Annotated in this window: 11 protein-coding genes and 1 riboswitch; of the genes, 3 read left to right on the plus strand and 8 right to left on the minus strand. The window is 56.0% G+C overall.

What is annotated here, in order from left to right; translation table 11 throughout:
• Positions 1 to 44: 44 nt before the first annotated feature.
• The 8 genes from CX651_RS01340 to CX651_RS01375 form a co-directional block, all read right to left on the minus strand.
• Complete coding sequence (locus CX651_RS01340) at positions 45 to 485, minus strand: nitrate reductase cytochrome c-type subunit (RefSeq protein ID WP_025889974.1); 441 nt, start codon at positions 483 to 485, stop codon at positions 45 to 47.
• Positions 482 to 1,420, minus strand: a complete 939-nt coding sequence (napH, locus tag CX651_RS01345) for a quinol dehydrogenase ferredoxin subunit NapH (RefSeq protein WP_101052877.1) — start codon at positions 1,418 to 1,420, stop codon at positions 482 to 484. Before napH ends, CX651_RS01340 begins: the two co-directional genes overlap by 4 nt.
• Positions 1,417 to 2,160: a ferredoxin-type protein NapG gene (gene napG, locus CX651_RS01350; protein ID WP_101052879.1), complete on the minus strand. Its 744-nt coding sequence runs from the start codon at positions 2,158 to 2,160 to the stop codon at positions 1,417 to 1,419. The genes napH and napG overlap by 4 nt, the downstream gene beginning before the upstream one ends.
• A gap of 10 nt (positions 2,161 to 2,170) precedes the next feature.
• Positions 2,171 to 4,654, minus strand: a complete 2,484-nt coding sequence (napA, locus tag CX651_RS01355; RefSeq protein WP_101052881.1) for a nitrate reductase catalytic subunit NapA — start codon at positions 4,652 to 4,654, stop codon at positions 2,171 to 2,173.
• Positions 4,651 to 4,950, minus strand: a complete 300-nt coding sequence (locus tag CX651_RS01360; protein ID WP_229839730.1) for a chaperone NapD — start codon at positions 4,948 to 4,950, stop codon at positions 4,651 to 4,653. Before CX651_RS01360 ends, napA begins: the two co-directional genes overlap by 4 nt.
• A gap of 257 nt (positions 4,951 to 5,207) precedes the next feature.
• On the minus strand, positions 5,208 to 6,398 hold the full coding sequence (locus CX651_RS01365; RefSeq protein ID WP_229839731.1) for a lipocalin-like domain-containing protein: 1,191 nt from the start codon (positions 6,396 to 6,398) through the stop codon (positions 5,208 to 5,210).
• On the minus strand, positions 6,398 to 8,971 hold the full coding sequence (locus tag CX651_RS01370) for an FtsX-like permease family protein (protein WP_101052883.1): 2,574 nt from the start codon (positions 8,969 to 8,971) through the stop codon (positions 6,398 to 6,400). Before CX651_RS01370 ends, CX651_RS01365 begins: the two co-directional genes overlap by 1 nt.
• Positions 8,964 to 9,629, minus strand: a complete 666-nt coding sequence (locus CX651_RS01375) for an ABC transporter ATP-binding protein (RefSeq protein WP_028779415.1) — start codon at positions 9,627 to 9,629, stop codon at positions 8,964 to 8,966. The genes CX651_RS01370 and CX651_RS01375 overlap by 8 nt, the downstream gene beginning before the upstream one ends.
• A 354-nt stretch (positions 9,630 to 9,983) precedes the next feature.
• A riboswitch (glycine riboswitch) is annotated at positions 9,984 to 10,084 on the plus strand.
• 117 nt (positions 10,085 to 10,201) lie between these two features.
• Here CX651_RS01375 and CX651_RS01380 point away from each other — a divergent pair.
• From CX651_RS01380 to CX651_RS01390, 3 genes are all read left to right on the plus strand, one after another.
• Positions 10,202 to 11,569, plus strand: a complete 1,368-nt coding sequence (locus CX651_RS01380) for an alanine/glycine:cation symporter family protein (protein WP_101052885.1) — start codon at positions 10,202 to 10,204, stop codon at positions 11,567 to 11,569.
• A 443-nt stretch (positions 11,570 to 12,012) separates the two neighbouring features.
• Positions 12,013 to 17,307, plus strand: a complete 5,295-nt coding sequence (locus tag CX651_RS01385; protein WP_101052887.1) for a PAS domain S-box protein — start codon at positions 12,013 to 12,015, stop codon at positions 17,305 to 17,307.
• Positions 17,308 to 17,398: 91 nt separating this feature from the next.
• On the plus strand, positions 17,399 to 18,430 hold the full coding sequence (locus CX651_RS01390) for a response regulator (RefSeq protein ID WP_101052889.1): 1,032 nt from the start codon (positions 17,399 to 17,401) through the stop codon (positions 18,428 to 18,430).
• Positions 18,431 to 18,573: the final 143 nt, after the last annotated feature.

Consider the following 18,573-nt stretch of genomic DNA (forward strand, 5'->3'; position numbering starts at 1 on the left):
AACCGGGGCGCCTCCAGGAAGCAGCGACCCGGTTTTTCTCGCTATCAGTTGGCAGCGCCAGTGCTGAAGTTATTTTCCACCAGCGGCTGCTTGTTATCGGCCTGAGGCACATGGCACTGGGTACAGAAATAGTTCTGTCCATTGAGGGTGCCCTTGTCGTCGATAACATGGGACTTGGCCACAGGCGTTGCCTTCATGCGCTTGGCCTTGCTCCAGTCATGGCAGTTCATGCAGCTGTTTTTCTTCAGGCTGATGGGGTAGTCGGCCTTGTGGGGAATGAGCGGCGGCTGCTCGGCGTAGTTACGCTCTATGGCGTTGCCACGCATTGGATAGGAAGGCATGGCATCGGCCGGGCGTACAGAGCTAATCTCTGCATCGCCACCGCCAAGAGAACTGACGTTAACCGGCTGAGCCGTTTCTGCCTGCTGTCCTGAGCAGGCGCTGAGTGCCAGCAGCATCGCGGCTGCGCTGAGTGTTTTTTTCATTGCTTGTTCTCCGCCTTGGTGGCAATTCGGTTGCAATCTATTTTGTTGGATTTCTCTTTGGCTTCACCCTTGGGTGAGAGCCGGGTTAATGGCGTATCAAACTCAAAGACTTTCTTGGCACAGACATCGATACAGCGGCCGCAGAGGGTGCAATCGGTACTGGTTATCGTTGGGTTGCTTCCCTTGAGGGCGGGTTTGAGCACCTGCCGTTCGGGACACACGGTAAAACAGTCCATGCAGTTGTTGCAGTCGTTGGCTCTTACCGCCTCGATATTGACCAGTCGCAGCTTGCCCAGCAGGCTGTAGAGGGCACCACTTGGGCACAGGTGGCTGCACCAGGCGCGTTCGCTGACGAACAGATCCAGCAGCAGTATCGCCAGCAGCAGCCACAGGCCACTGAAACCACCGAACAACAAGGCTCGGTAGGCCACGGGAACCGGGTTGAGCCACTCCCAGGCCAACAGGCCGGTCAGTGGGGGCAAGAGCAACACCAATACCAGCAGATAGTAGCGCAGCGACCTTGGCAGCTCGGGCAATCTGGGCAGGCCCAACTTGCGTCTGAGCCAGGCAGCCGTATCTGTCACCATATTGACCGGGCAGACCCAGCTGCAGAACACCCGTCCACCCAGCAGGCCATAACCCAGGGCGACAATGGCGGCGCCGAGCAGCAGGCTCAGTTCCGGCAGATGGCCACTGGCCAGGCTCTGCAGCGTCACCAGCGGATCGGCCAGCGGCACTGTGTCCAGTAACAGGCTGGCCGACAGGTTGCCTTTCAGCAGCCAGAGGCCAAACAGTGGCCCTATGGCAAACAGCAGCAAAACGCTGAGTTGTGACAGGCGCCTGAGCAGCAGGAACCTGTGTGCCTTCCACCAACCCAGGGTGGCGATGGCATCGGCGGCAAAGGTGTCTGAGCTTTGATGTTTTCTTCGACTCATATTTCGCCTCCGTTACCCAGTCCGGGCAGCCCTTGATTGAGCATCTCCAGGGTGGTCTTTTCCGTGTCTATGTAAGTGTCGTGCTCGGTTGTCTTGCCGCTGGCGAGCTTCTGCGGCAGCACCTTGATCGCCGCCTCTTCCAAAACGCAGGCATGTTCACACTTGCCGCAGCCGGTGCAGATATCGGCATGCACGGTAGGAATAAACATGGCGTGGTGGCCACTGCGCTCATTGCGGGCACGCTCAAGGGTGATGGCCTCATCGATGAGCGGGCAGACGCGGTAGCAGACATCACATCTCAGGCCTTTGAAGTTAAGGCAGTTTTTCTCATCGATCAGTACGGCTGTGCCCATTCTGGCATCCTCGATTTTCTCGAGGCCGGTATCCAGTGCCCCACTGGGACAGGCGCGGGTACAGGGAATGTCCTCGCACATCTCGCAGGGGATACTGCGGGCGCTGAAGAAAGGCGTGCCTGTGGCAGCCCCTTCAAACCAACGCGCCAGTTTCAGGGTGTCATAGGGACAGGCCTCGACACAGAGGCCACAGCGAACACAGGCCGAGAGAAAGGCGTCCTCGGCGAGGGCGCCAGGGGGACGTATCGCCTGGGGCGCCAGCGACTGGGACTTGGCCAGCGCTGATATCCCCAGCCCGGCCAACCCCATCACACAGCCTGCTTTGGCCGTGGTCGCCAGAAACTGGCGACGATTGATGTTATTGACACTATTGCGTTTGTCACCCATTACTGCCGCCTCAGGCCTTCATCACTTTGACCGGACACTTCTTGAAGTCTGTCTCTTTGGACAGAGGGTCGGTGGCGTCCAGTACCAGCTTGTTGACCAATTGACGGGCATCGAAGAAGGGCATGAACACCACGCCTTTGGGCGGCTTGTTACGGCCCTTGGTTTCAACCCGGGTCTTCACTTCGCCGCGAGGCGAGGCGACGATGACTTCATCACCACGCTTGAGGCCACGGCTCTTGGCATCATCAGGATGCATGAAGATCTGCGCATCCGGATAGGCGCGGTACAACTCGGGTACCCTGGCGGTCATTGAACCTGTGTGCCAGTGCTCCAGCACCCGGCCTGTGCTCATCCACAGATCGTATTCACTGTTGGGCTCTTCGGCGGCCGGTTCGTAGGGCAGGGCGAAGATCACCGCCTTGCCATCTGGCTTACCGTAGAACTGATAGCCTGAACCCGGTTTAACGTAAGGGTCAGAACCTTCAACGAAGCGGCGCAGGGTTTCCTTGCCATCCACTACCGGCCAACGCAGACCGCGGGTTTCGTGGTAGCGGTCGAACTGAGCCAGATCGTGACCATGGCCGCGACCGAAGGCGGCGTATTCTTCGAAGATCCCCTTCTGCACATAGAAGCCGAAGTGTTCAGATTCATCGTTGAGCTCGGCCTGACAGTCGCTGGCGGGGAACTTGTTGATCACGCCATTGGCGAACAGCACTTCATAGAGGTTCTTGCCGGCGTATTCAGGTTTCTTGGCGATCAGCTCGGCGGGCCAGACTTCCTCTACCTTGAAGCGCTTGGCGAACTCCATCAGCTGCCACAGATCCGACTTGGCGCCTTCGGGGGCTTTCACCTGCTGGTGCCACATATGGGTGCGGCGCTCGGCGTTACCATAGGCACCTTCTTTCTCGACCCACATGGCGGTAGGCAGGATCAGGTCGGCCGCCATGGCGGTGACTGTTGGGTATGGATCTGACACCACGATAAAGTTTTCCGGGTTACGGAAACCGGGATAGATTTCATCGTTGATATTGGGGCCGGCCTGCATATTGTTGGTACACATGGTCCAGTAACAGTTGAGCTTGCCGTCTTTCAGCATCCGGCTCTGCAACACGGCGTGAAAACCCGGCTTGGGTGGAATAGTGCCTTCAGGCAGCTGCCAGGCCTTTTCTGTGATGGCGCGGTGTTTGTCGTTGTTGACCACCATGTCGGCGGGCAGACGGTGTGCAAAGGTGCCGACTTCACGGGCGGTACCACAGGCTGAGGGCTGGCCCGTGAGAGAGAAGGGGCTGTTACCCGGAGTGGCAATCTTGCCGGTCAACAGGTGCAGGTTATAGAGCATGTTGTTGGCCCAAACCCCACGCACGTGTTGGTTGATACCCATGGTCCACAGGCTCATCACCTTGACCTTGGGATCGGCATAGGCCTTGGCCAGCTCCAGCAGGCGCTCTTTCTCCACGCCGCTCATTTCGCTGGCGTATTCCAGTGTGTAGCGGCTGACAAACTTGGCGTACTCATCGAAGCTGATATCGCTGAACTTGCCGTTACCCGGATTCTTGGCTTTTTTCTCCAGCGGATGATCCGGCCGCAGGCCATAACCTATGTCATCCACACCCAGAGCAAACTTGGTGTGCTTGTTGACGAAGTCCTTGTTGACCGCGCCGTTTTGGATGATGTAGTTGGCGATATAGTTGAGGATCACCAGATCGGACTGAGGCTTGAACACTATCGGGTTGTCGGCCAAATCGAACGAGCGGTTCTCGAAGGTAGACAGTACATGCACCTTACCGTCGGGGTGGCTCAGACGGCGATCCGACAGGCGGGCCCAGAGGATGGGGTGCATCTCGGCCATGTTGGCGCCCCAGAGCACAAAGTGATCGGCGGCTTCCAGGTCGTCATAACAACCCATGGGTTCATCGATACCAAAGGTACGCATAAAGCCGACCACGGCCGAAGCCATACAGTGGCGGGCATTGGGGTCGATATTGTTGGTGCGGAAACCTGCCTTGTGCAGCTTGGAGGCAGCGTAGCCTTCCCAAATGGTCCACTGGCCTGAGCCGAACATGCCGATAGAAGTCGGGCCCTTGGTGTTGAGCGAGTGCTTCCACTTTTCTGCCATCACATCGAAGGCCTTGTCCCAGCTCACGGGGGTGAACTCACCGTCTTTGGCGTACTGGCCGTCTTTCATCCGCAGCAGTGGAGTGGTCAGACGGTCTTTACCGTACATGATTTTCGACAGGAAGTAGCCCTTGATGCAGTTCAGGCCCTTGTTGACCGGGCTCTCAGGATCGCCCTTGGTGGCGACGACCTTGCCCTCTTTTGTGCCTACCAGCACAGAGCAGCCGACACCGCAGAATCGGCAGGGGGCCTTGTCCCATTTGATATTGTCTTTCTGCTCAGCGGCTTCGACGACTTTCACTGGCAGAGTGACTCCAACGGCCGTGGCGGCGGCAACGGCGGCGTTGGCTTTAAGAAACTCGCGGCGGCTTATGCTCATGGTGTTTCCTCACTCTTTATTTCTTTTGTTTGACTGACAGGCTCAGAATCGACCTGATGATAGATAAGACTGCTGGACAGTATCCCGGGCAGACGGTTGATTGCTTCGACGTTATCCAGGATCTCGCCCTGGCTTTCGCCTTCGAGGGTGACTACCAATTTGCCTTCTGGGCTGCTGGCGTGGACTTCTGCGCCGTCAAGGGCCTGGATGGCAGTGGTCACCGCCTCCAGGGTTCCCGGAGCGGCATGCACCACCAGACTGGTGACATGGTATTCCATCTCTGTTTGTTGCTTCATTGAGGCTCACCTCGACAGGTAAGGGCGACTGGCACGGTATGGGCCGAGTCACCGGAACTGAATCAAAGTCTAGACCTCATTAAAAATGTGGGTATACCTCTTGAGAGGTAATGAAAGCGATTGGCGATCCGGATCAACATTTTCAATGTGATCTGAATCCAAGTTTGAAATTTAAACAGATTAGCGGCTTGACTCTTGCAATATTAATGCAACTCCATTTTGAGAATAGTTCTTGTTTACTACCTAAAGTGGGTTATTCAATAGCCGGTCAGCTCCATATAACCCACGCCGGTTTGTGTGCCTTTGATGGTGATTGGCCCCTCCCAGTAGGGGATAGACAGGTTCATGGCGGCATTGGGATTGAGGGCTTCCAGAGTCAGAGACAGAGACTCTCCCGGCAGCTCCAGTTGCCAGGCTACAGGGTAGCGACCGCTGGCCGTTTGTTGCCAGTCCTTGACGTTGAGGCTGATATCATCGAGCGCCAGCAGGTGGCCACTGCCGTCGGGATACATGCGCTTGCCGCTGAAAAAGGCTTTATTTTCCTGCTCTCTGAGCTGAAACAGCATCAGGGCCGAACCGTCATCGAGCCGCAAGGCGAACCAGTCCCAGCCCTGTTGGCCGCGACTGAGAAATTCTGAGCTCCACTCCCTATCGAGCCAGGCATTGCCGGATACCTGCAGCCATTGCTCCTTGTGGCGCACTCTGCCTTCGACCCGAATAAAAGGCTGGCTGTAGTAGTAAGAGGCTACAGTGCCGGCGGCATTTTTACGGCTGAAACCCTTGTCTCCCTGAATCTGCAGCTCGGCCTGGCTATCGAGTTGTAACTCGAAGGCAAAGTCCTCTTCGCTGACCTGTAAACTGGCGGGAAACAGCCCGCTATTGGGGCCGCTTGCCGCCCGGCTTTGCCAGCGCCAGTTATCGAGCCAGACCCTGAGCGGCAAGCCCATGGCTCCGGCTTGAGTTTTGTCCTGGGCTCCCTGGGGATGGGCTGCTTTGCCTTGGGGCGCGGCAAGCGCGCCCCTGGCCCAGCGCTCGGCACTTTGGTGACTGTTTTGAAAACTGAGCGCGCTGTGAGCCATATAAAGCTGATTCGTCGCCCAGGGAGAGCTGGATTCAGGTTCACCCGGGGAGAGGGCGATACGAAACTGAGTCCATTGCAGCCCGAGGGGTTCACCGCTTTGCGTGGTCAGATTGGCGGTCAGATACCACCACTCCTGACGAAACCTGGGGTGGGGCAGGTGATCTTTTGGAAATTGCAGCGCCGCACCGGGCTCGACTTTCGCATAACCTTCGCTCGCTGTACCCATCACCCGGCTCATGGCCCGTGAGTCTTGCTGCTGAGCCTGATCTTGATGAGCCTTATCGCAGCCACTCAGCACAGCGCAGCCCAGCAGTAGACCCGCTAACAAGGGCGCTGCAGCACGCCACCGCATTGTAATCAATCGCATTAGAGCACCTCCTGTTGCAGGCTGGAGACCAGAGAGCGGCGGCTCTGCCAGTAGAGGGGAACTATCACCGCCAGGATGCAGCACAGCAGCGACAAAAGCACCACCCGGCCATAGGCCAGCCAGTCCCACTGCATGGCTATGGTCCAGCCGAAGGCCTGCAGCGTCACCTTATGGATAAGCAGGTAACCGAGAATCGCCCCCATGGGCAGGGCCAACAGACAGGTGAGCACCACTACCAGCAGCATCTGCAATAGCAACATAGACAAAAGTCGGCCACGGGTAAGCCCGAGTGAGCGTAACATGGCGAGGCTCGCCTGGCGGGACTGGGTCAGCATCAGCACGGCACTGAAAAGCCCCACGGCGGCCACCAGTAAGGTCAGGGTGTTGAGCACCAGGGTAATGCTGAAGGTCTTGTTGAAGACCCGAATCGCCTCGTCGCGAATTTTTTGCTGGCTGTAGACCTGTACCGGACTGAGTCCAAGCTCTTGAATGAGGGCGCGCTCTAGGGCGGCAATGCTTGTGAGTCCTGCCCCCTTGGCCCTTTCTGCACTTGTTGCCATGCCACTCACAGCCAGGCTGACGGCTTCAGTTGGCAGCTTAAGCCCTTGCCAGAGGGATTGTGCCAGCAGGACCTCCCCCTTGGGATTGCCATAGTCGTAATAGATGGCGCTGATGGGCAGGGTCAGTGGTGTCTTACAGTCCTTGTCCGGGCAGAGACTGAGCTTGTCGCCCGGCGCCAGCCCCAGCGTCAGGGCCAAGGGCTCGCTGATAGCCAGAGCCTGGCCTTGGATCACAGTCTGCAGCGCTTGCTGTTGCTTGTTTGGGGCTCCTTGCACCTGAGCCTGGGCCGGGGTCTTCAGGGCCGTGGTGCGCGCGATAGAGTCGGCGTCCCGGCTGATAAGGTTTATCTCCAGCGTATTGCCGCTCCCCTTGGCATAGAAGGGTGCCTGCCATTGGTAGAAGTGAGCCAGTCCGGGGGCTTGCTGCTTAAGAAAATGCTCCAGCTTCGCCATATTGCCGGCGCCCGGGCGGATATAAAGCTCGGCATGCAGGCGGGTGTCGAGCCAGCTTCTGAGGGTCTTGTCAAAGCTGCCTACCAGGGTATTCATAGCGATATTGGCACACAGGGCCAGTAGCAGCGCCATCATGGCCAGCGCCAGCGGTGCCACCAGCTCTCGGGTATCGGCGATGGCGTACTTGCTGAGTCCGGACGGAAACAGCCGCGCCAATAGCCCGAGCAGAGACTGCAACAGTTGCGGCAACAGCAGCGGGATAGCCAGGGTCAAGAGCCCCATCAAGCCCAGGCTGTGTTGGTGGGTTTGGCTCAAGGGGTAAAGCAGCGCCGTCAGGGCAAGCAGCGCAACCCCGATGAGAAACAGGCGTTTATGCATGCTTCTGTGTCTGTGGGCATGCCATTGGCTCTGGGTATTTTGTGCCAGGCTCTGATGACACAGCTCAAGATACAGGGGCACGCAGGCCAGCAGTGCGGCGATAAGTGTCAGACCGGCGCCTTCGGCCAGCCATTGCCAGCGCCAGTTCCCCGGCAGCAGAGTCGCACCATAGAGCTGCTCCAAGGTCAACGCCACCATGGGCTGCAGCCACTGGCTGAGCTGCAGCGCCAGAATAAAGCCGCTGGCCGAGCCAATGAACACCAGCAGCAACAACTCCAGCAGCAGCGCCAGCATCAGGGCGCGTCGTCCCAGGCCCTGCTTGAGCAACAAGAGCAACAAACGGCGGCGTTTCATCAGGCTGTAGCGTACGCCGTTGTAGGCGATAAACAGCCCCACCACGAAGGCCAACATCCCCATGGCGTTGAGGTTCAAATGAAAACTGCGGGTGAGCGCGGTCAGGGCGGCGCCCTTGTCCTGCTCGCTGATATTCAGCTTACCCAGCGGCAGTCCGCTTTGCTTGAGTCGCTCTTTGAGTCTTTGCGGCTCGCCAAAGAGGGCGATATAGCTGAGGGTGCCTTCGCGCTTTAATAGCTGCTGGGCCAGCGAGATATCCAGATAGAGGCGGTTGCCGAGCTGCTCTGAGTCGGCGAGCGCCAGCACTTCGAGCGTGCGTCCACCGAGGGACAGGGTTGGCGGCGCCTTGAGTCCCTGATGCAGGCTGTCGCTCATGACAATGATGGGCTCACCGGCGAGCAGTCTATTCAAGGGCAGATGGTTGCGGCCATTGCCCCTTTGCTCGAAGGTGCCGAGGGCGGCAATGATATCGCTGCCTTCCACTTGCCACTGGCGACCCTGAGCGTCGTCAAGGACGCCGCTGATCACCGGCAGTGCCTGGATGCCGCTTTGGCGCAGTTGAAAATAGAGTGCTTCATCGAGGCTGGCCCCGCGGGCCTTGGGGGTGATAAACAGGCTGGCCTGTTGTCCCAGGGCTTCGCCCGCCTCACGGTAGCTGTTGATGGCGTTGTCGTTGGTGGCCTTGACGCCAATCAGCAGAGTCACCGCCAACACCACTCCCAGCAGTATGGCGCCGGCCTGCAGCGGCGCCTTGCGATAGTGGGACAGGGTGACTTTCAGGGCCTGCCAGGCCAACTTGATTGTGGTCAGCGCCCCTGTGTCATTCATGAATGCGCCCTTGCTGCAGGTGCCAGCGGCGCTGCATATAGGCGGCGGCCGTTTCGCTGTGGGTGACCATCAGAATGGCACTGCCGGCATCGGCGGCGAGAGCGCACAAAAGCTGCATCACCTCATCACCGGCGGCGGCATCCAGGTTGCCTGTCGGTTCATCGGCCAGCAGCAATTCAGGCCTATGGGCCAGGGCGCGGGCAATGGCTACTCTCTGCTGTTGACCACCGCTGAGGCTTTCGACTTCCCGGTTCAACAGTGGCGTTAGCCCCAGTGCCTGCACAAGGTGATCGCACCAGGCTTGCCAGCCTTCACCGAGCAGCGACAGGGGAAAGAGAATATTGTCGCGAACATTGAGCGGCGTCAGTAGGTTGAATTGCTGGAACACCACTCCCAGATGGCGGCGGCGAAAGGCGCTCCACTGTTTGTCCTGCCAGCGGCTGCTGTCTTGACCTGCCAGCAGAATGCGGCCCTGATCCGGGTGCTCAAAACCGGCTATCAGATTCAGCAGTGTGCTCTTGCCGCTGCCACTGGGGCCGGTCAATGCCACCGTCTCGCCGGGTTTGATCTCCAGGCTGAGATTTTCCAGCACCCTGTGGGGGCGATCGCCGTCCAAAAATCCTTTGCTTACCCCTTCCAGCAACACCTGGCTCTGCATTTGAACTCCTGTGAACCGCAGTAATCTGCTACAGCATAACAAGTTTTTTCAATCGGTGAACTCGACTTTCGGCTGTTGTTGCCGCTTAAACCGAACTAAGTTCTGTTGCTTGGGATTAGCCCAAGATCAACATTTTTGCAGTAAACAGGGCGAGAGTCGGTTTTGGCCCTTGAGCCGGAGGCCATTTAGGCGCAAACTGTGTCACCTGCCACGAATAACGTGGTAATCCGTTCGGATGAAGGTAGCAGGAGAGTGGGGAATCGCCCCCACACCGACGAGGCAATTTCCACCGGTTAACCCGGTTGGAGGTACTCTTTCAGGTGCCGGTCAGCATTGACGGCGTGGACTGTTACTGGACGAGCCTCTGGAGAGACCGGGCATGCCCCGGCGCCGAAGGCGAAAGTGCCGGCTTAGGCCAGCGCGAAACGCTCAGGCAAAAGGACAGAGGAGAGGATGATTGCACCGCCTTGCCTCTGGTGAACTTTCGCTTTTGGCCTCTGCTGCCGCGGTTTCGCAGCCATTTCTTTTCCTCCTCCGTTTATTAATTTTGATGTTTAATAACTGAGGAATCTATGGATTTTCATGCACTTCTTACCCAGATAAACAGCATTGTCTGGGGACCTGCCACCTTACTCTTGCTGGTGGGAACCGGTATTTATCTGAGCTTCAGGTTGGGATTCATTCAACTGTTGCGTCTGCCGCTGGCGCTGCAGTTGTTGTTCAAACCCGCCAATGGCAAGGGGGAGCTCTCCTCTTTTGCCGCGCTCTGTACTGCTTTGTCGGCCACCATAGGCACGGGCAATATTGTCGGGGTGGCTACTGCCATCAAACTCGGTGGCCCCGGCGCCCTGTTCTGGATGTGGGTTGCTGCCCTTTTTGGTATGGCCACCAAGTACGCCGAATGCCTATTGGCGCTTAAGTTTCGTACCACAGATCGCCACGGTAACATCGCCGGTGGCCCCATGTACTACATAGAAAAAGGCCTGGGGCTCGGTTGGTTGGCCAAGCTGTTTGCGGTTTTCGGTGTTGGGGTGGCGTTTTTCGGTATAGGAACTTTTGCCCAGGTCAATGCGATTTCTGAAGCTATGACCATCGCCTTTGATGTGCCAGCCTGGATTACTGCTGTGGTACTGACCTCGCTGGTGGCTGCTGTGACCTTAGGGGGTGTTAAACGGATTGCGGCTGTGGCGCAAAAGTTGGTGCCCACTATGGCTATAGGCTATGTGGTTGCCTGTCTTTGGGTGCTGCTGAGCGCCAGTGAGGCGATCCCGGATGCGATAGCACTGGTGCTGCATTCCGCCTTCAATCCAGTGGCGGCGACCGGTGGCTTTTTGGGGGCCGGTATCGCCCTGGCGATTCAAACCGGGATTGCTCGTGGGGTATTCTCCAACGAGTCGGGTTTGGGTAGTGCTCCGATAGCGGCGGCAGCCGCCAAGACCAAGGAGCCGGTTGAGCAGGGGCTGGTGAGCATGACGGGCACCTTCTTCGACACCATTATCATCTGCACTATGACGGGTTTGGTGCTTATTCTTACCGGTGTCTGGAATGGCGATAGCGCCGGGGCTGGCATGACCAGCGCCGCTTTCTCCAGTGCTACCACGCCGCTGATTGGCCAGTATTTGGTAACCGTAGCGCTGGTGTGTTTCGCCTTTACCACCATTCTTGGCTGGAACTATTATGGCGATCGCTGCTGGAGCTATCTCACCAAGGGCCGCTGGATCCCGCTCTATCGCTGGTTGTTTCTCGGACTTATCGCCTCGGGCGCCTTTATCACGCTGGATCTCATCTGGCTGCTCGCCGACATAGTCAACGGCTTGATGGCGATACCCAATCTGATTGCCATTATAGGTCTGCGCCATCTGGTGCTGGCAGAAACCCGCAGTTATTTTCAGCGTCTGCGTGGCTGCAGTGATGAGGCCATGGCTCAGGCTGATAGCTGATAGCTGTCAAGGGATGCAAACAGTCTTCACACCGCCTTATCCTGGTTAACCTGGCAGGCGGTTTAAGGTTGTCACTATTTGCCGGCTCCTATTCGGTAGCCGCTGCTGATATATTACTGGGCTATCTGGCGGAAAGGGGCTGATAGCTCAGCGTTATACACTATGTTTAACAAGAGTTTATTTTACGCCGTGAGTTTAGCTTGTTGTTAGCCAGCAGTGTTTTATCCGGCGCTCGCTGATGGATGAATTTTATGTAAATTCGCGCCGAGTTACTTGTGTAACATTATGGCTAATGCTTAAATAACAAGATTAATTTTTGACCTGTAATCAGTTGGTTGTCTTCAGTCGCCTGATGTACTTCGGCATTGATTGCCCAAGAGGGTGTGCCTGACAGAGGCTCTGCTGTTGCAGAGATACAAGGATATAGTCAGAGAGGCAGATTTATGCCGGATAGCAAGACACTCAGGACTTTTCGCAGCCGCATTCTGTTTCAAATAGCTGTTCCCTTGATCATTATCATGACTGTGATCTCAGGGATCACCGGCTGGTATAACTATCAGGATGAAGAAAAGGCCTTCTTTACCGATCTGGCCGAAAAAGCCGACTTTGCTGCCAAGCGGCTCGAATTTGAATTGTCTTTGGCGCAGCGCAATACCCAAACTCTGGCCTACAGCCTGGGGCATCTTGAGTCATTCGAGCGCCTGCAGCAAGCTGACAATCTTTATCAACTGCTTAAAGACAGATTGCAGCGCAACCCCAATTTTTATGGCAGCGCCATTGCCTTTCAGCCCGGATTTCTGCCCGGGCAAAAACGCTTCGCGCCCTATGCTTTTCGCCAGGATCTTTCTATTGCGATTATGGACATAGGTCAGGAAGCCTATGATTACACCAGCGGCGAATGGGGATGGTGGACCGAGGCGCTTAAGCATCCTGACGGTTATTGGGCTCCTCCTTATTTCGACGAGGGGGCCGGCAATGCCTTGATGATCACCTTCTCACAGCCTTTTGGCAGTGAAGCTGCACCTTTGGGAGTCATAACCACAGATCTGGCGCTTTCCAGCTTGCCGATTCGCTTGGGAATCGATCCCAAAAAGCTGTTGGTGTTGGATAACCAGGGGCGGCTCATCTATCACCCGGACAATAATCTTAGCCGCAATGCCAAATTGGAAGATTGGCTCGTCAATACCGCCGCTGGAAAGGAAGCGGCACAACATATCTACGCCGCCGACACTCCTGAAGTAGCACTGAGTGACCTCAATGGTGTGCAGTACCTTGCCAGTGTTGCCAGAGTGGCGCCACTGGAATGGCGGGTGTTGGTGATTACCCCACAAAAACAGTTGTTACGCGCTTTCCTTCAGGATTTCAGCTCGTTAACAATCAACCTGTTGTTGTTGGCCATATTGTTGCTGGTGACCAGTTACTGGAGTGCCAAGCGTCTCACCCAGCCCCTGGAGCAGTTGGAAGCCGGGATAGTGGATTTCAGCAAGGGATTGATAAAACGTTTACAAAAGCCTGAAGGCGTAGTGCGGGAAATTGCGACTCTCAGCAATAAATTCAATGAGATGGCTGAAATCCTCGAGGAGAGAGAACAGGCACTGCTCGACTCCCGAGGCAACAGATTTGCCAAGCTTATCGACGGCATGAGTGACAAGTCCTTCTATTGCTCTATGGATCCTTACGGTGCGATAGTGCAGGCCAGCGATGGGGTGGAGAAGGTGTTGGGCATCTCCCCAGAGGTGCTCAGGCGCAAGTATCAACGGCTCTTTTCCAGCAACAGCATCAACGAAGCAAATTGGCAGTATATGGAACAGGCGCTGGCCGGCGAGTCTGTGCCGCCGCATCAGGTGGAGTTGGCCGATGCCGAAGGTGGGCTGAGACGTTTGGATCTGTTTATGCAGCCCTTACTCGATGAGGAAGGCAAGTTGATTTCGGTGGAGATGCTGTTCAACGATGTTACCGAGCAGTTTTCCGCCGCGGCCTGGTCCAACGCAGTGCTGGAAGCGGCGCCAGAGGCGATGCTGATTGTCGATGAAAATGGCATGCTGGTGTTCTCCAACAGCCGTTGTCAGGAGCTGTTCGGCTATAACGCCGAGGAGATGCTCAAGCTCAACATAGATCAATTGTTGCCGGAAGTGGATCGTTTGCAGCATGCGGCCAAGCGTCATACCTTTGTGACTGACGGTAAGGATCGCATGATGGCCAAGGGCAAGGCGCTGCAGGCACTCAAGTGTAATGGCTCCCAGTTTCCGGTGCAGATAGGTTTGAGCCTGTTACCGGCCGATCATAAGGGCAAACGCCAGGTAGCAGCATCGATTCGGGATCTGACCGAGCAACTGGCGGTAGAGCGTAAAATTCGCGAGAGCGAGAGCCGTTTTCGCGGTCTGGTATCCAATATCCCCGGCGCCGTTTATCGTACCCGGGTCGATGAACAGTGGACCATGGAGTATGTCAGCGACAATATCACAGAGATAAGCGGTTATCCGGCCTGGCATTTCATCGACAGCAAGAAGCGCAGTTATGGCTCCCTGGTCATAGATGAAGACAAGCAGCTGTGTATTGACACCATAAACTCGGCTCTGGCCGAGCAGCAAGCCTTTGATGTTGAGTATCGCATTCGCCACCGGGATGGCAGCGTGCGTTGGATCCATGAAAAGGGTAAGGCCAGTTACGACGAAGATGGGAATCCTCTCTGGTTCGATGGTAGCCTCAACGACATTACCGACAGCAAACTGGCTCAGGAAAAGATGGAGCAGTCGCGGGAGCAACTGGAAACCATCACTGAGTCTGTGCCCAGTACTGTGTATCAACTGTTTTGGCAAGGCCCGCAGCAACGCAGATTCACCTTCCTTTCCAGTGCAGCCATTGCCACTTTGGGCCACCACAAGAATGAGGTAATGGCCGATTTTGAACTGGTGGCCGAGCGGATCGTTACTGAAGATAGAGACAGTATTATTCGGCTGCTTTCCGGTGAAGGGGGGCTGCAGTGGATCAAAGAGTTTCGCTACCGTCATCCTTCCGGCGAGGTACGTTGGCTTGAGGCCGGTGCCAAAGGCAGTAAACAGCAGGATGGCATGCTTTGGAACGGTTATCTGACCGATATCAGCGGCCGTAAAAAGATGGAAACCGAGCTGGCTCAGAGTGAGGCCCATTTCCGCGCCCTGTTTGATAACGCAGGCATAGGCATAGTCAATCTGGATGATCGCGGCACCATAATGGATTGTAACGGCCAATTCTGCAGTGATATGGGAATGAGCGCCGAACAGCTTAAACGTCGCTCGTTTGCCGAACTGATGCTGCCGGAAGACAGAAGCAAAGTCAGCGAGTTGTACGAGTGCCTGCAGCAGAGTGACGATCACAGTGTCAGCGGCGAGTGGCGCCTGCTCAGTGCCTCGGGCGAGCCTATGTGGATGGCTGTCAACGCTTCTGAAATTGAGGAAGAAGGTGATCGTGAACGCTCAGTGGTCATGAGCATTGCCAATATTACCCGCTTGAAACTCTTGTCCAATGAGCTGATGACGGCCAAAGATGAAGCCGATGCCGCCAACAAGGCCAAGAGCGACTTTCTTGCCAATATGTCCCACGAGATACGCACCCCGATGAATGCCATTATCGGTATGTCACAACTGTGCCTGCAGACCAAACTGGATAACAAACAGCGTAACTATGTGGAAAAAATTGAACGGGCGTCGCAATCCCTGCTGGGGATCATCAATGACATTCTCGACTTCTCCAAGATTGAGGCCGGCAAGCTGGATATCGAAGTGGTGCCGTTCCAGCTCGACAGTATTTTGGAAGATCTCGGGGATATGTTCTCGGAACGTGCCGCTGATAAACAATTGGAGCTGTTGTTTGCCGTGGCCCCTGGTGTGCCCAGTTATCTGGAAGGGGACCCGCTGCGCCTCAGTCAGGTGTTGATTAACCTGATGAACAACGCCATTAAATTTACCGAGCGTGGCGAAGTGATGCTGTCGATAACTGAGCTTAGCCGCGAGCAGGATGAAGTGATCCTGAGATTCGCAGTGCGCGACAGTGGTATAGGTCTGACGGCCGAGCAGCAGGCCAGGTTGTTTAAGTCTTTCAGCCAGGCAGACACCTCAACCACCCGTAAATACGGTGGTACCGGGCTTGGGCTGGCGATTTCCAAACAGCTGGTGGAACTGATGGAGGGTGAAATCGGTGTCGAGAGCCAGTTTGGCAACGGCAGTTGCTTCTTCTTTACCGTGCGGCTCAAAGTGGCGGAAAACGACAAGCTGAATGTCGAGCAGGAACTGGAAGGTATGCCCATTCTGGTGGTCGATGACAACGGCACCGCCAGAGATATCTTGCGCACTACGCTCGAGAGCATGGGCTTTGCCGTCGACTGTGCCCGCAGCGGCATGGAGGCGCTGGATAAGGTGAAGCGCAAGCCCTACAAGATGGCCCTGATCGATTGGAAAATGCCTGAGATGGACGGTATGGAAACTGCCCGGCAAATATTGCAGCTAAAGGAGCCGCCGCTGATCCTCATGGTATCGGCCCACGCCAACAGTGACTTTATCGAACAGTTGGAGCAACTCGGGATCAACGGCTATATCACCAAGCCGGTCAGTGCCTCCAGATTACTCGACGGCATTATGTTGGCGCTTGGACGTCAGGGGCATATTCCCGTCAGGCGCAAGGTACTGGATCTCGAATCGCTGCAACTGGCGGCTCTTGTTGGCAAACGCGTGCTGCTGGTGGAAGACAATGAGATGAATCAGGAGGTGGCGACCGAGTTTCTCGAGCAGGTAGGCATAGACTTGTCTATCGCAGAAAACGGCCAGATAGCGCTGGATAAGCTGGCGCAGCAGCAGTTTGATCTTGTGCTGATGGACTGCCAGATGCCAGTAATGGACGGCTATCAGGCCACAGAGGCGCTGCGCAAGATGCCAGGGCTTGAGCAGTTACCTGTGGTCGCCATGACGGCCAATGCCATGGCCGGCGATAAGGAGATGTGCCTGAGGGCCGGCATGAATGATCACATTGCCAAGCCGATAGAAGTCAGCCTCTTGTATCAGGTGTTGTTGCAGTATCTGGGAGGGGGACAAGCCCCAGTTGCAGGGAATAATAACACAGGTATGGCCGATGGAGATGATTCTGAGGATCTGGTGAGCTGGCCGGAACAAGAGAGCCTTGATATCGACCGGGGACTACAACTGGTGCAGCATTCCGAGCGCCTCTATCGACGTATCCTCGAGCGTTTCCTAGGTAGTCAGGGCAACGTCGGCAAACGTATTCGCAAGGCGCTCAAGGAGCAACAGCAGGAAGAAGCGGTCAGGGTGGCGCATACCCTAAAGGGGCTGGCCGGTAATCTCTGCTCTGAGCCTTTGGTGGAAGAGGCGCGGCAATTGGAAGCCAAGTTGGCAGCCGGCGAAGAGTGTGAGCAAGAGTTGCAGGCAGTGGAAAAGCGGGTCGCCGTTATTGTCGACGCCATTGCGGACTGGATGGGGGATAAGCCGCAAAGCGCTTCTCAGACGGAAGCTGATGCCGCCGAGGAGATGGATACCGAGACGCTTAAAACCGCTTTGGAGCAACTGCAAAGCAGTCTGGAAGATGCTGATGCCGAAGCCGTCGTCCAACTGGAAGCATTGAGTCGCCGGGTGAGTAAACCGCTGTGGCAGCGCTTGAAACCTGTCAGCAGCATGGTTGGCAGCTATCAGTTTGATGATGCTGCCGATCTTGTCCGCGAGCTGCAGCAAGAGCTGAACGAGACTGAGTGACCCTGGCTATACTCAATAGGTAATGTGGGTCACAGGATATACCAGTGACGTCCAAGAGCGATGCGGAACCTGGAGTAAGAGGGAGATTGAGATGGAAAAAGCCACTGTACTGGTGGTGGATGATACACCGGAGAATATTGATATTCTGCTCGGGATCCTCGGCGATGACTATAAGCTCAAGGTGGCGATAGATGGCCCAAGAGCCTTGGCGTTGGCGCAGAAGAATCCTCCGGATCTAATCCTCCTGGATGTGATGATGCCGGGTATGAATGGCTATGAGGTCTGTAAGCGTCTCAAGCAAGAGCCTATGACTTGCCATATTCCGGTGATCTTTGTCACCGCTCTCTCTGAAGTGGCCGATGAGACCCAGGGGTTTGATTTGGGAGCCGTCGACTACATCACCAAACCTGTCAGTGCCCCGATAGTTAAGGCGCGGGTACGTAACCATCTGGCCCTCTATGATCAGCAGCGCTTGCTGGAACAACAGGTGCGTGAACGCACCCACGAGCTGGAACAGACCCGTTTCGAGATCATTCGTCGCCTGGGCCGCGCAGCCGAATACAAGGATAACGAAACCGGCTTACACGTTATTCGCATGAGCCACTACGCCAAGCTACTGGCGCAGCAGGCCCAGTTGCCGGAACACTTCTGTGAACTACTCTATAACGCGGCGCCCATGCATGATATTGGCAAGATAGGTACGCCGGACGCAGTGCTGAAAAAGCCAGCCAAGCTGGATGCCGAAGAGTGGAGAATCATGCAACAACACGCCGAAATCGGCGCCGAGATTATTGGTGAACACCCGGATCCTCTACTGCAGATGTCCCGGCGCATTGCGCTGACCCACCACGAAAAGTGGGATGGCTCAGGTTATCCCAATGGTTTGAAAGGCGAAGATATTCCTATTGAGGGACGAATAGTCGCCATTGCCGATGTCTTCGATGCCCTGACTTCGATTCGACCTTACAAGAAGGCCTGGAGCATAGAAGATACCATGGCGCTACTGGAGTCAGAGGCGGGGAAACACTTTGATCCTGAACTGGTGGAGTTCTTCAAACAGATACTGCCCCAGGTGATTGAGGTGCGTGATACTCATATGGAAACCGAGTCCGGCACCGAATAGCAACAAACTGCGGATAAAAATAAAGGCGCCGACGGCGTAATGCCGTTCACTTAGTGTGAACGGCATTTTTCTTAGGCTTAATGGGATACTTGTTTTTACTCATTTTTAACGCACGTGGATAGGCTCTATCCCGTTTCCCATCA

Source organism: Shewanella chilikensis, assembly GCF_002836945.1.
In the GTDB taxonomy this organism is placed as follows: Bacteria; Pseudomonadota; Gammaproteobacteria; order Enterobacterales; family Shewanellaceae; genus Shewanella; species Shewanella chilikensis.

Coding starts and splice junctions, on each gene's coding strand:
- CX651_RS01370 (WP_101052883.1), bottom strand. CDS start 8,971: ATGAATGACACAGGGGCGCTGACCACAATCAAGTTGGCCTGGCAGGCC.
- CX651_RS01390 (WP_101052889.1), top strand. CDS start 17,399: ATGGAAAAAGCCACTGTACTGGTGGTGGATGATACACCGGAGAATATT.
- CX651_RS01340 (WP_025889974.1), bottom strand. CDS start 485: ATGAAAAAAACACTCAGCGCAGCCGCGATGCTGCTGGCACTCAGCGCC.
- CX651_RS01360 (WP_229839730.1), bottom strand. CDS start 4,950: ATGAAGCAACAAACAGAGATGGAATACCATGTCACCAGTCTGGTGGTG.
- CX651_RS01365 (WP_229839731.1), bottom strand. CDS start 6,398: ATGCGATTGATTACAATGCGGTGGCGTGCTGCAGCGCCCTTGTTAGCG.
- napG (WP_101052879.1), bottom strand. CDS start 2,160: ATGGGTGACAAACGCAATAGTGTCAATAACATCAATCGTCGCCAGTTT.
- CX651_RS01375 (WP_028779415.1), bottom strand. CDS start 9,629: ATGCAGAGCCAGGTGTTGCTGGAAGGGGTAAGCAAAGGATTTTTGGAC.
- napH (WP_101052877.1), bottom strand. CDS start 1,420: ATGAGTCGAAGAAAACATCAAAGCTCAGACACCTTTGCCGCCGATGCC.
- CX651_RS01385 (WP_101052887.1), top strand. CDS start 12,013: ATGCCGGATAGCAAGACACTCAGGACTTTTCGCAGCCGCATTCTGTTT.
- CX651_RS01380 (WP_101052885.1), top strand. CDS start 10,202: ATGGATTTTCATGCACTTCTTACCCAGATAAACAGCATTGTCTGGGGA.
- napA (WP_101052881.1), bottom strand. CDS start 4,654: ATGAGCATAAGCCGCCGCGAGTTTCTTAAAGCCAACGCCGCCGTTGCC.